Origin of the sequence: Puia dinghuensis (genome assembly GCF_014642875.1) — a bacterium.
In the GTDB taxonomy this organism is placed as follows: Bacteria; Bacteroidota; Bacteroidia; order Chitinophagales; family Chitinophagaceae; genus Puia; species Puia dinghuensis.
In genome coordinates, this window is sequence record NZ_BMJC01000004.1 from 695,846 (window position 1) to 709,100 (window position 13,255).

The 13,255-nt window shown below is 50.4% G+C and carries 8 protein-coding genes; 2 read left to right on the forward strand and 6 right to left on the reverse strand.

The features are described from left to right. Positions 1 to 54 precede the first annotated feature (54 nt). The 6 genes from IEY39_RS20880 to radA form a co-directional block, all read right to left on the reverse strand. Entirely contained in the window at positions 55 to 828 is a 774-nt protein-coding gene (locus IEY39_RS20880) for a Bax inhibitor-1/YccA family protein (RefSeq protein ID WP_188935244.1), read from the reverse strand. A 139-nt stretch (positions 829 to 967) separates the two neighbouring features. Then, complete coding sequence (locus IEY39_RS20885) at positions 968 to 2,296, reverse strand: PSP1 domain-containing protein (RefSeq protein WP_188935246.1); 1,329 nt, start codon at positions 2,294 to 2,296, stop codon at positions 968 to 970. 287 nt (positions 2,297 to 2,583) lie between these two features. After that, the gene (locus IEY39_RS20890; RefSeq protein WP_188935248.1) at positions 2,584 to 3,717 is read right to left on the reverse strand and encodes a DNA polymerase III subunit; all 1,134 of its coding nucleotides are present in this window, start codon (positions 3,715 to 3,717) and stop codon (positions 2,584 to 2,586) included. Positions 3,718 to 3,790: 73 nt separating this feature from the next. Further along, positions 3,791 to 4,312: a glutathione peroxidase gene (locus tag IEY39_RS20895; RefSeq protein ID WP_188935250.1), complete on the reverse strand. Its 522-nt coding sequence runs from the start codon at positions 4,310 to 4,312 to the stop codon at positions 3,791 to 3,793. Positions 4,313 to 4,484: 172 nt separating this feature from the next. After that, a complete protein-coding gene (locus tag IEY39_RS20900) occupies positions 4,485 to 5,882 on the reverse strand; it encodes a choice-of-anchor Q domain-containing protein (protein WP_188935252.1) in 1,398 nt (465 codons plus the stop codon). A gap of 11 nt (positions 5,883 to 5,893) precedes the next feature. Beyond that, a complete protein-coding gene (gene radA, locus IEY39_RS20905; RefSeq protein WP_188935254.1) occupies positions 5,894 to 7,267 on the reverse strand; it encodes a DNA repair protein RadA in 1,374 nt (457 codons plus the stop codon). Positions 7,268 to 8,090: 823 nt separating this feature from the next. Between radA and IEY39_RS20910 the strand changes: the two genes are divergently transcribed. Continuing rightward, positions 8,091 to 11,357, forward strand: coding sequence for a SusC/RagA family TonB-linked outer membrane protein (locus tag IEY39_RS20910; protein WP_188935262.1), 3,267 nt, complete (start codon positions 8,091 to 8,093; stop codon positions 11,355 to 11,357). Between the two features lie 26 nt (positions 11,358 to 11,383). Continuing rightward, positions 11,384 to 13,060 (forward strand): RagB/SusD family nutrient uptake outer membrane protein, encoded by a 1,677-nt coding sequence (locus IEY39_RS20915; RefSeq protein WP_188935270.1) that lies wholly within the window; start codon positions 11,384 to 11,386, stop codon positions 13,058 to 13,060. Positions 13,061 to 13,255: the final 195 nt, after the last annotated feature.

Sequence of the window (13,255 nt, forward strand, 5' to 3'; positions counted from 1 at the left end):
GGGGCCCACTCAATTCATTAGTGACGGCCCCTTTTTTTATTTAGTGGTAATGAATTAGCTTCTGTTGTTAGAGAACCGGCTGAGTAGCTTCAATATCTCGAGGTACAACCATACAATGGTTACCAGCAGCCCAAAAGCGCCATACCATTCCATATATTTCGGAGCTCCCATTTTTTCGCCCGTTTCAATCTGATCAAAATTCAAGACCAGGCTCAATGCGGCTATCACCACGACGAACAGGTTGACAGCAATTCCGATCAGGCTGTTATCACCCCATTGCATGAAGGGGATATGCACGCCAAAGAACCCCAGTAGCATATTAATGACATAAAAGATCATGATACCCACCATGGAAGAAAGGATAACGGCCCTGAACTTCGCTGTCGCCCGGATGATCCTTGCATTATACAGGAGGAACACCGCAAAAGCAACCCCGAACGTCAGCCCGACGGCTTCTATGATGATGTTCGGATACTTCACCTTCATCTGGTCGTTGATAAAGGCAGATAGTCCGCCCAGCACAAAACCTTCAAGCAAGGCATAAACCGGGGAAAGATATTTAGCCCAATTGGGTTTAAAGCTGATGGCGAACACGCAAACCAAACCGCCAATGAGGCCAAAGAACAAGAAGCCCAACATCGTCGGAACCTTGAAGGAATAATACAGCTTCCAGGTATAGGCGGCTCCGGCCAGTACCAACAACATCAGAAAGCCAAACTTCTGCACCGACCCACGAACGGTCATTACATCGCCACCGTACGATTGATCTATCGATTTTCTAAAGATCTTTTCTGATAGGGTCGGATTACTGGATTCAAAAAGTGCCATAGTATTAGAGTTTTAAGTAAGAATCAATGTACAAATTGCATACAAAAATAACAAGCAACCCCCCAGTCTGCTAAACTGGCAGTACAACTTTAACAATATCTGGAGCCGCTGGCTCATTCTCGTACTTTAAGGGGAAATACTAACGCCTTTTACCCTTGTCAGGCGGTGGAGCGCTCGGCGGGGCGCCGCTCTTTTTTGGCTCCCGCGGTGGGTTCGCATTGCCCGGATTAGCTCCCCGGCCTCCCCGGTTGCCACCGGCATTCTCAGGCTGGCCTTCCTTGCCGCGGCCGCCACCGGCATTGTCTGCGTTTCCGCCACGACCGTGCTGGGAGTGATGCTTGTGATGGCCGTGTTTTTTCTTGCGGTCCGCCTTTTCCAGGGTCTTCAGGCTGATCTGTCCGACCAGGTCGACAAAGCCGCTTTCCACCTCTTCTTTTGGCTTTCCTGTACTGACTTCGACGGGGTCCAGGCCCTCGGGGATATTATTCTGAAGATTCATCTGCCGGATCTTCCGAACCCGCTCGATCGTCAGCGGATATTGCTTGTTGCTGTCCGGCAGGACATACCACATCAGGTTTTTAAATATATCTTTCTTGATTAGACTTGCTGTTCCCTTCGCCACCTGCAGGGTCTCCGCATTGTCCGGGAAATTTTGCAAGGCATCCAGATAGGTATCCAACTCGTAGTTAAGACAGCACTTAAGCCGGCCGCACTGCCCGCTCAGTTTACTTTGATTAATAGACAGATTCTGATACCGGGCCGCCGTCGTATTGACGGATTTGAAATCGCTGAGCCACGTGCTACAGCATAATTCCCTGCCACAACTGCCGATACCTCCAACTTTTGCCGCTTCCTGGCGGGCGCCGATCTGGCGCATTTCCACCTTCAGGCGAAACTCTCCGGCATAAAGCTTGATGAGCTCACGGAAATCTACCCGGTCGTCAGCAATATAAAAGAACGTAGCCTTTCTTCCATCAGCCTGGATCTCTACTTCACTCATCTTCATCTCCAGCTTGAGCTTCCTGGCGATCGCCCTGCTCTTTATCAATGCTTCCCTTTCCCTGGCCTTGTTTTGCTGCATCATCTCCAGATCGCGCTCACTGGCCCGCCGCAAGACTTTTTTAAGATCCGGGTTCTTTTCTTCTACACCTTTCTTTTTCAATTGCAAACGAACCAACTCACCCGTCATCGTCACTTCTCCCACATCAAACCCGCTGACCCCTTCGACGCTGACACAATCCCCCTTTTCAAAAAGGTGTGTGGTGGCATTGCGGTAAAACTCTTTCCGGCTTCCCCGGTTAAAACTCACTTCGATGATCCGGCAATCACTATCAGGGTCGCTAAAGGGAATATTGACAAGCCAATCATGTACATTCAACCGGTTGCATCCGCCCGTACTACACCCTCCATTGCTCTTGCATCCCGCAGGCTTGCCGCCTTTGGATGTCCCGCAATTACTACATCCCATATCTTAAAATGAATTAAGAAGTAAAAAAATAAATATATGTGACGAGAAAGGAGAACCCGTACAGGCAGGAACACGCTACTTGTAGACGTACACTAGAGAGAATATGCTGAATACAAAATAACAGTTTTCCAATGATCCCGGCACTCGTCACATATTCACTCCTCACGGCCGGACCATCCCCGGATTACCCTTCTTTCACCTGGCCTACAAGGGCCATGGCCAAATATACACCGAAACAAGCATTCCGCCTAATTCACCCCTGGCTTACCACCGCACCCTCGCAATCGCTAACTGATTACAGCAATTTTCCTGTCCGCCAGGATATGGTACACTTTTATCGTCAAAGCATGAAAAAGCATCTTCGCATGCGCGTTTCTTTCAATGTAATAGGCCGCGTTGTCCAGCTCTTCGATAATGGCGCGCTGCTGGCCTATATCGGCTATCTTATTCAGTCTCAAAGCAATATCCCGCTCTCCCTCGGGGATAGGCAAACCCCCGCCATCGATATACCGCAGCCGGATAGCCTGTTCAAGCAAATGATTGAAATAGCGCAGAAACTGCTTCTGCCGCTCCCGTCCCGACTTGCTGATCTCCTCGATCCATTTCACCTGGGCAATAGGCCCGTTCTTCAGGATGGCGTTCAACCATTCCCGCAACACCCCCTGCCAGTCATCCTCTGCATGCCGGATAAGCTGCAGCGCTTCATGATAATTGCCCTCGCAGAGCACGGCTATCTGGCGGGCCTGTTCTGCCCCCAGACCGGCCCTTTCCGCCAAAGCCCGTTCGATATCCACAGTCTCCGGCAGCGGTATCTTCACCAGCTGCGTCCGGGAAAGAATGGTGGGAAGGATGAGGGACTCGTTCTCGGCAACCAAAAGGAAAAGTGTGTCCGCCGGCGGCTCCTCGATCAATTTTAAAAGCTTGTTGCCCTCGTTTCCCAGGTATTCCGGCATCCACATGACCAGGATCTTATAGCCGCTCTCAAAACTCTTCAGATTCAACTTCCGGATAATATCGTTACACTCCTGGGCCGTGATATTCCCCTGCTTATTCTCCGCTCCGATGAATTGCAGCCAGTCATAAGCATTTCCATAAGGATATTGCCCGATAAATTCCCGCCATTCAGCGCCATAATCCGTACTCACGGGTTTATCTCCGGCTTTTTTGGGTATCACCGGGTACGAATAATGGATATCCGGATGCATCAATTGCTGCGCCTTGACACAAGATGGGCAGACCCCGCAGGCATCCGCCTCCCTGCGGTTTTCACAAACAACATACTGCGAAAATGCAAGCGCCATCGGTAAAGCGCCGCTCCCTTCCGGCCCAAGAAAAAGCAGGGCATGACTCAGGCGGTTGCTGTGGACCAGTTCCACCAGATGCTGCTTCACCGGCGTCTGCCCGATAACATCTTTAAACATTTGACAAAAATAAAAAAATAGGCCGGCGCGACAATCTAAATTCGCACCGGCCTATGTATCGTGTATCGGAGGCTTAATTCAAATACTTTGTAATCTCGGCATCCATCGGCTTCACCTTACTGGGAAACACCGCAACCAGCTTCCCATTCTCATCGATGAGGAATTTGGTAAAATTCCACTTGACTACCGGGTCGGCAACCCCTAATTTGTGCGCTTCATCCGTCAGATACTTGAACAACGGCTGGATATTATCCCCGATGACATCTCCTTTTTCCGCCATAGGGAAGGTAACACCATAGTTCTTGGTACAGAATTCTGTGATCTCCGCTGCAGTACCGGGCTCCTGCTGACCAAAATTGTTGGCGGGAAAACCGATCACTACAAGTTTATCCTTGTATTGCTCATACAATTTCTCCAGGTCGGCGTATTGTGGAGTAAAACCGCATTTGCTGGCGGTGTTGACGATCAGGATCTTCTTGCCTTTATATTTGGCGATATCGAGCGGTTTGCCATCGAGGCCGGTCACTTTGAAATCATATATGCTGGTGGGTGCGCCGGCAAGCAAAAACAACGAAAGAAGAAGTACGCGTACCATGATTGTGAATTTTGGTTGAAGGTATATAAAATGTGCCAGAAATGCCCTTTCGTAAAAAATAGGACATTTCCGGCAAACCGCTAATGTCTGTCCTTCGGACCGGCCTTCTCCGTCGGCCGATGGTTACCAAAGTTACTACACTTATCACTCAAAAAAGTCACTCATTAAATCCTTAGCGCTGATAGCATCCTATATCCGGTGACGAAGCAGGCCGCGGATTCCCATCCAGATCGATCAGCAACCCTGAGGACGTTCCCGCCTTCAAGGCAGGACTCCCCGCCTTCAAATGGAAATCATAATACATCCGTACATTGTTGACACTGTCAAAAAGCGGGTCATGGTTGGCAATCATCCCCGTTGCTGTCACACCCGTTGGCGCCGCCTTCACTTTCCAGAGGCAATTGTTAAAATTGACGTTAAAGGTGTTGTTGCCAAGCCGGCTGACAACCACCTCGTTGTCCACGCTGCCATTGTCACCCCAAAAGATACAATTGGTAAACGTTGCCTGCATCGCGCCCGTCGCCACACCGCTGCCCTCCTGCACTATATCGGCAACAGCCAGAACAGGCTGGGTATGGGTGAGATAATTGTTGGAATAGGATGCCGCCGTACATTGGACAAATTGGTAATTGCCGCCGCCACCGACTTCGATATTCTTCCCACAGTTGCTAAAAAGGCAATTGTTTGCCACCAGGCTGCCGTCTATTCCCAGTATACCGGCGTCATAGCTGTTGTCGATGATACATTGTTGTAGCAACACCTTCGGTGTGTTGCCCGCGGGCGGCGCCTCCACGACCACTGCCTGATAGGCATTGCGGATCACGGCATATTGCAGCTGGCTGCCCACACTCGTCTGACGGAAATAGATACCCGGGAAACTACCCGGATAGGTGTTGTAGGGCGGGTCGAGCCTGTCCCCCTGGAAATAGACCCTGTTGCTGTCACCCTTGGCGCCAATGACGGTAAGCGTTCCATCCACCAGCAGCGGCGCGTCGGCATGAGAATAGATCTTGCAGCCGGGAGGGATGAACAGCGAGGCCCCGGTGTCCACCTGCAGACTGCCAAGAATAACATAAGGCAACCGGTTATCCCATATAGTAGTGCCCGTCACCACCTGGTTTCGGAGGAAATGCGCGTTCTGGCCATACGCTTCCAATTGGATAAATTGCTTGTTGCCGTTGAAAGCGACCTCGATACTGTCCTGCACGATAAAAGGTAGATTGGCCGTTTGGGGATTTATCTGCACCGCGACAAAGACATAAAGACTGTCACCCGCGTCGAGATCGATATTATCCTGCTCCGTTGCCGCCACTCCGTCGATATTGAGATGAAAATAGGATTGGCTCCCACCCATCAGCCGGATCGTCGAAAGCCGCAGTTTCTGGTTGTTGCCATTGATAATCTTGACAGCCTCCGTAATGGAGCCGGTGGAGACAAAGACAGTGTCAAAGTATAAGGTATCCGCGGACAGCTGAACGATCGCATTTGACGACGTTATAAAAGAATCCTTCCGGCAGGCGAATGTCAACAAAACCAGCGGCAATAATAACAGGAACGGAAGTTTCTTCATGCTAGCCAAAATTAAAACAATTGCGTATAAACTTCTTCTACACGGCCTACGGGTACGATCTCGATATCGAATTTCTGCGTACCAACCCCTTTTTGATTGTATTTGGAAACAAAGATGCGCTCAAAGCCCAGTTTCTCGGCTTCGGCTATTCGTTGTTCAATGCGGTTGACGGCCCTGATCTCACCGCTAAGCCCGACCTCACCGGCAAAACAGGTGCGCGCAGACAGCGGTACATCTTCATACGAACTGAGCAGGGCGCAAAGCACGGCAAGATCGATGGACGGATCTTCCACCTTTAACCCGCCCGCAATATTGAGAAAGACATCTTTTACCCCAAAGTGAAAACCCCCTCTTTTCTCCAGCACCGCAAGCAACAGCTGCAACCTGCGGAGGTCAAACCCGCTCACCGTCCGTTGAGGTGTGCCATACACCGATTGGGTCACCAACGCCTGCACTTCGATGAGCAACGGCCGTAACCCTTCGACGGTAGCCGCGATGGCGATGCCGCTCAGCTGCTCCTCCTTCTGGGTGATGAGCAGTTCACTTGGATTGCTGACGGCACGCATCCCCTCCGCGGTCATTTCATAGATGCCCAATTCTGCAGTACTGCCAAAACGATTCTTCAGCGTCCGGAGAATACGATAGGCATAATGACGATCGCCCTCGAACTGTAAAACGGTGTCCACCATGTGCTCTAATACCTTCGGCCCCGCAATGCTTCCATCCTTGGTAATATGGCCGATTAGGAATACCGGCGTGTTGGTCTCCTTTGCAAATCGCTGGAATTCGGCCGTGCACTCCCTGATCTGTGAAACGCTGCCGGCAGAAGATTCAATGTAAGGAGACTGCAGGGTCTGGATGGAATCCACTATCACCAGCTGCGGCCGCAGCTTTTTTATCTCCTGGAAGATCGCCTGGGTAGAGGTTTCTGTCAGCAGGTAAAAATTATCGTTGTTTATATTCAGGCGATCGGCCCGCATCTTTATCTGCTGTTCGCTTTCTTCTCCGCTGATGTACAGCGTCCGGATATGTTGCAGTCGTAGTCCTTCCTGCAGGAAGAGCGTGCTCTTGCCAATGCCCGGTTCGCCTGCGACGAGTACGATGCTGCCCGTGACAATACCACCACCAAGCACCCTGTTGAGCTCGGCATCTGCACTATTGATCCTTTCCTCACCGGTACTGATCACCTCATGCAGGGATATGATCCTGCTTTCTTTTCTATCGGGAGTGAGTTTCTTCCATTCTGACTCGGCAAGTCTGTTATCTTTCGTGATCACTTCTTCTACAAAAGTGTTCCATTGTTCACAAGAAGGACACTTGCCAAGCCATTTTGCACTCTCATAACCACAATTGCTACAAAAAAATGCCGTCTTTATCTTACTCATGTCGTAAAGATAGGTAGTTGATCACTGTCTGATGAGTCGTTGGATTCCCTAATTTGGAAAATGCGATGTAAAAATGAGTAAGAAGATGTGATGCCGATAAAAAAGTAAAAGGGCCAGCTAAATCGCCAGCCCCTTACTTACTAACCCATTAAATTCTTGCACTAAATTACAAATTAGCGCCACATTGCAAAATAAATTTTTAGCGGTGTGAATAACTTACAACCCCCTTCAGGACAAGAGTAAGCAAGCTTCAAAACCTTCACAAAAAAGTGATAATCAATATATTACAGACACTCCCGACTCGACCTCCAAAGCAGGGATTTTTTTAAAGGATTGAATATTAACCGCACGAAATCCCCAAAAATTTTTAAAAGAAATTTTTTACTAAAAGGGACTAAAAATCAGATTTATTTTTTCTTCTATATTGGTAATATCTTACAAAATCTTACTATTTTTAGTTTCCGCCTAGTTACCCCTTATATTGTGAAAAAATTGAATTAATCCGCTGTTCCGGCCGGTCAAGCGAGGTAGTAGCAACATATTGAACTAATCTCCGCCTCCGGTTCCTATATAAAGCACAATTATCTGATAGTTATTATATTAGAATATGCTAAAACTTGCTAATAATTAATTTCTGAAAAAAATGTTAAGTTCAATTAAATTCTAATTAAAAAAACACTAATTTAAATTACCAAAGCTAACGTCGGATTGAAGAAAGGCAGGTACTATAAGGCCTTTATTTTCAATTTGATACGAATAACGTTAAGTTAGGTCCCGTTTGCGCGGCCATAGTGAAAGAATTGTTCACTATTAATAACTACACATGAGAAAACTTCACTGCTTGCTGGTGGGCTTCCTGCTGCTCATCGGCGATGGACTACTTGCACAAACGACCGAGGTCTCAGGGAAGATCACCGACCTAACCGGTGCCCCTATTCCTAATGCTTCAATTCGCATCAAGAACTCAAAAGGCGCCGCCGGCACCAGTGCCGATGCCCAGGGCGCCTTTACTATTAAAGTAAAACCTAATTCCGATCTGATAATCAGCGCCATCGGCTTTGAAACCAAAGAAATACAGGCGACGGGAAGCACCCTGACCGTAGTTCTCAACACGGATTCCAAATCCCTCTCGGAAGTGGTGGTCACCGGGGTAGGCGTCGCCACTTCGAAAAAGAAACTGGGCATCGCCGTAGAATCTGTTACCTCGGACAAGCTCCCACCCGCACCCACAGCGTCCATCGACCAGGCCCTGGTCGGTAAGATCCCCGGCGCGCAGATCTCTTCCACCAGCGGAAACCCCGGCGACCCGGTCAACATCATGCTACGCGGCATCAACACCCTCCAAAACGGCACCAAACCCCTCATAATGGTGGATGGTGTCCAGGTATCCGCCACGGATATCAACTCTCTCGATCTTAGCAATGTCGAACGGGTGGAAGTAGTACAAGGCGCCGCCTCCGCCTCCCTTTACGGCGCACAGGGCGCCAACGGCGTCATTCAGATCTTTACCAGGAAAGGAAAACGCGGAACGCTGGCCATCAATGTCTCCAGCAGCTTCTCCTCCAACTCCTACATCAACAGCGGTCATGTAAAGAAGGCAACCCTTCATCCCTGGCTCACCGATGCCAATAACAATATCGTCAACACTGCCGGCACACCGCTCACCTATGACAAATACGGCGACATCGTGGGCATCTCCTACACCTATGGCGGCCCCACCCGGTATGCCATCCTCAATACGCAGAATGTCGATAATAAGCCCTACAACGCCAATCTCAAATACTACGATCACTTCAAAGAAGTTTTTCAGACGGGCAGCACCTACAACAATGTGATCAACATTTCCAGCGCCACGGATAAGAGCGACTTTAGTCTCTCCGCCGCCAACAACCACACCATCACTCCCGTGATGAAGGCCGGCTACCTCGACAGAAGCAACCTCACCGCCAACCTGGGCGTGGAATTATTCAAAGGGTTCAGGCTCCGCTCTATCACCCAATTGATCTATTCCCGCAACACCATCACCCCCGGCCTCGGCAGCCCGGGTGGCTATGGCTATGGCCGCGGCAACCAGAACGGCTACAACGGGGTCATCTACAACTTCCTCAATACTTCACCCTTCTTCGACCTCAAATACCAATTGGCGGATGGCACTCACCCTTCCTACCAGGTGGCCGATTTTGTCAGCATCAATGCCTTTAACCCCTTCTATCAACAGGAATACGCCTCGGGGCTCGACAACAAGATCGATGTCATCCAGAACTTCAACGCCAACTACAAGGTCAACCGCTTTGTAGAACTGGACGCCAAATATGGCATCAACTACCGGACCGAAAATGCCCGCTGGACCTTTCTCAACCAGTTGAACAACCTCAACTTCCAGAAGCATGGCTCTTCCGCCCGCTACTACGGACCGTCAGGCGTCGGGGAAATAGACAACTTCCAGTATAGCACTACCTTCCAGAACTTCATCGGCAGCATGTTCATCCGCACCGACTTCCAGAACGACTTCAAGCTCAATTTGCCGATCACCACGTCGACACAGGTGGCCTTCGACTACCGCAAGAACGTATACAACGAATATGATACCTACGGTGAGGGCTTATCCGTCGCTCCACCCCTCAACATCGCTTCCACGCAGAGCCAGGCGATAGTAGGCGACTTCAAGGAACCCTTCATCACCTATGGCTACCTCGTTAACCAGACCATCGATGTCGGCAACTGGGGCGGCATCGCCGGTGGTTTCCGCAGTGACTATTCTTCGGCATTCGGCGAAGGTTCCAAAGCATTTACCTTTCCCCATATCAATGGGTATCTCCTTCCGTCCTCTTTCAGCTTCTGGAACAACAGCAAGCTCTCGAATATTCTTTCCCTGTTCAAGTTAAGAGCTGCCTATGGCGAGGCCGGTATCCAGCCGAATTACTCCGACCGCTATCCGACGCTGGCTCAGAACAACCTGGGGCCACAATTGGTCTACAGCATCACTTCTACTAAACGGAACCCCAATCTGCAGGTGGAAGTGTCAAAAGAGGTCGAAGCCGGTACCGACATCTCGATCCCCACAAACAGGGGCGGCTCCTGGTTCAGCGCCATCAACGCTTCCTTCACTTACTGGCATAAGAAAAGCCAGAACGTGATCTATACGATCAACGAACCGCTTTCCACGGGCGGCACCGGTTTCCTGGATAATGCCTTCGACCTGCACTCCAACGGCTACCAGTTCCAGGTGAACCTCCCCGTCGTCAACACCCGCACCTTCTCCTGGAATTTTACCACCAACTGGGGACACCAGTATTCCATCATCGACAAAGTGGAAGGAAACCAGCCCATTCCCGTTGGACCCGTAGACGGCAACAGCCTCTATGTCTATCTTGCTCCCGGCTACCGCATCGGTCAATTGTATGGCTATAAGGCGATTCACAGCTTCAACCAGACCTACCAGGATGGCAAGACACCCTATTTCCCCGGCGGCAACAGCGGGAAATACCAGATGGTGGAAGGCTATGTAGTGGACACCGCTTCCAAGGCCATCCAGTTCACGGCGGAGAAATATGCGCTCGGCAATACCGACCCGAAATTCAACGCCTCCTTTATCAACGAATTCACCTATAAGGATTTCCTGGTCTTCTCCTTCCAGTTCGACTGGATCTACGGTGCACATATGTATGACGAGACAAAAGAATGGATGTACCGCGACGGCATCGACCAGGACTTCACCAAAAAGGTTACGATCAACGGTCAGACCGGAGCCTTCACCGCCTATCGCGCCAGCGCCTATTATGCGCTATGGGGCAGCCTGCATGGCGCGGGTAATGAAGCTCCCAAGGATTACTTCCTTTATTCCGCCAGCTTCCTGCGTTTGCGCAACGTCTCCGCCGGCCTGGATTTCGCCCGGCTCTACAGGATCAAGTACGTGAAGAAGCTGCAGCTTGTCTTCTCCGGTCGTAACATCTGGACAAAAACCAAGTATCCCGGCATGGATCCCGAGGTCAGCTCGCTTACCCCCAACTCCGCTTACAAGAGAGGCGTGGACAACAGCTCGATCCCCAACCTCAAATCTTATCAGGTGGGGGTAAACATCGGTTTCTAATTTGTCGAACTATTAAACAGAAGATCATGACTCAAAATAAATTGTCTTATATCGTGCTTTTCCTGGGGATGGTCGCAATAGCGAACAGTTCCTGTAAAAAACAATTGCAGGTAGGTGACCCCAACGATCCGACCCTCGTAGCCAATGTCAACAATGAAAGCGGCCTGATAGCCTTCGCAGAAGGTGGGGTTTACATGAATGGTTTTGCCAACGGTGACGGCTGGCTGGGTGACAGCTATTTCTCTTTGCCCTACGGCTATATGGAGCTGATGGCGGACAACGTCGGCGCGGACGCTTCCAACAACCAGATCACCACCGTCGGCTTCCCCACTTACTACATCACGGATGATGGCTTAAAGCACCCCAACGGCTCCCCGTCGGTAAAGATCATTCGCGGTTATAATGTCCTTGGCGGCAGCGGTAACAACCCGGTGTACTTTCAATGGCAGAACATGTATGCGCTGAATGCCGCCTGTAACCAGATACTGGCCATTGCACCGAAGATCACGCTCGGCGGCGACGCGACAACCCGGCTGAATACCATCATGGCCTGGTGCTACTGGTGGAAGGGATATGCCTACTCGCAGATCGGTACCATGTACTATTCCGGACTGGAGCAGGACGATCCCAGCAACGTCACCAATAACCACTACCTTCCCAAGGACTCCATTCTCGCCCGAAGCAGCTACTACCTCAACCAGGCCGCAAGCATCCTGTCCGGCATCACCAATACCGGTGACTACACCACCGTCCTGACTCAACTGATCCCCAAGGCCTGTCAGGTAGGGAATGGCGGCGTGCTCACGACGTCGATGTGGCTGCATAATATCAATACCCTGCTGGCAAGGAATATCCTGATGAACAAGCTGGCGCCCTTTGTCAACGGCAATCCCGGTGCATCCATCACCAAGTCCTCCACGGGTAATATGACGGCAACAGACTGGAACAATGTCCTCACCCTCGCCACCAACGGCATCCAAAAAGGCGACTATGTATTCACCGCGCGTTCGGCAGCTACGAATACCATCATGTCCGCCACCGGCGGCACCGTGGCCTCCATGACAACGGGCGGGAATATTTCCTCTGCCTTTAAGATCAGCGTTCGTTTCGTCGCCAATTATAAACCGACAGACAAACGCCTCACTCAAAATATCCGGTATGGCAGCATTTATAACAACCCTTTTTATGGGACACCTTATAGCATCAAGGATAGCCTCCAGATGAGCAACACCGGCATATATGTTCTCGGTAACAAGCTGCCGGGCCAATACGAGGCCTTCATCGCCGGCAGCTATGAAGAGAATGCCCTGATGCTGGCGGAAGCCAATATCCGGTTGGGCAACATCGATCAGGGCCTTTCTTTTGTGGATGCCGTCAGGACTTACCAGGGTGCGGGTGTAGCCGCAGTGTCGGGCACCGGACTGACCCTTGCCAAAGCCCTGCAGGAATTGGTCAGTGAAAGAAGGGTGTCCCTCGTTTTCCGCGGTCTCAGCTTCTACGACGCGCGGCGCTGGGGCTGGATATACGATATCAGCAACGGCGGCGGCCAGTATGGTCAGCAGCTGTACAACGCTAACGGAACATGGTTCACAAACGTGACCGTAAATTATAATTTCATGGATTACTGGGATATCCCCGCCGATGAGACACAACTCAATCCTCCGGCAGCAGGGAGCTCCCCCATCCTGAACCCGAATTATTAAGATTGTGTGACTCAATGTTGACAGTGAAAGACGGCCCTGGTTTCTACCGGGGCCTATTTCTTTTTCACCCGGTGATCAGAAATTATTTTGCAGTCGTGTTAATTTTTTACGAAATCTTAAAAGTTTTCCTATATTCATACTCCTTCACTGTTCACCCGGGGTTGCACAACCGGAGTATTGTCAATTAGATTTACT

Coding starts and splice junctions, on each gene's coding strand:
- IEY39_RS20915 (WP_188935270.1), top strand. CDS start 11,384: ATGACTCAAAATAAATTGTCTTATATCGTGCTTTTCCTGGGGATGGTC.
- IEY39_RS20910 (WP_188935262.1), top strand. CDS start 8,091: ATGAGAAAACTTCACTGCTTGCTGGTGGGCTTCCTGCTGCTCATCGGC.
- IEY39_RS20885 (WP_188935246.1), bottom strand. CDS start 2,296: ATGGGATGTAGTAATTGCGGGACATCCAAAGGCGGCAAGCCTGCGGGA.
- IEY39_RS20895 (WP_188935250.1), bottom strand. CDS start 4,312: ATGGTACGCGTACTTCTTCTTTCGTTGTTTTTGCTTGCCGGCGCACCC.
- IEY39_RS20880 (WP_188935244.1), bottom strand. CDS start 828: ATGGCACTTTTTGAATCCAGTAATCCGACCCTATCAGAAAAGATCTTT.
- IEY39_RS20890 (WP_188935248.1), bottom strand. CDS start 3,717: ATGTTTAAAGATGTTATCGGGCAGACGCCGGTGAAGCAGCATCTGGTG.
- IEY39_RS20900 (WP_188935252.1), bottom strand. CDS start 5,882: ATGAAGAAACTTCCGTTCCTGTTATTATTGCCGCTGGTTTTGTTGACA.
- radA (WP_188935254.1), bottom strand. CDS start 7,267: ATGAGTAAGATAAAGACGGCATTTTTTTGTAGCAATTGTGGTTATGAG.